Annotated in this window: 1 pseudogene; it reads left to right on the forward strand. The window is 54.5% G+C overall.

Annotated features, from left to right (window positions below):
• Positions 1–36: 36 nt before the first annotated feature.
• Positions 37–369: pseudogene (locus tag EZM41_RS03495) on the forward strand (hypothetical protein); the annotation flags it as partial.

Raw genomic sequence — 369 nt, forward strand, 5'->3', positions numbered from 1 at the left:
GACATATCCGCAATTTTACCTCCAGGAGGGGCTTTTATGAACTGGCGCTCGCTACTTCACGCCATGCGATTTGTGCGGGTCTTAATCACGCTCGGTCCTCCCCTCGCACGTCTTTACAAGGCCGACCGCCTGCCGAGACATAGGATACTCACAGACGAAGAGGCACACAGCCTCAAGGAAGTTTTAGAGGCGTTAGGGCCTACGTTCATAAAGCTCGGGCAAATGCTCAGCTGCCATGTCACCGTAGTGGTCCTCCAGCCCTTGAATGTCCGTGAGGATTTCCACCTTGTCCCCCTCTTTTATCAGGCCCATAGCGACACCGGCACATGCCTTTTTTACCGGAACACCGGCGTCCATCAGACTCATGCT

Source organism: Acetomicrobium sp. S15 = DSM 107314 (assembly GCF_016125955.1).
GTDB classification, from domain to species: Bacteria; Synergistota; Synergistia; order Synergistales; family Thermosynergistaceae; genus Thermosynergistes; species Thermosynergistes pyruvativorans.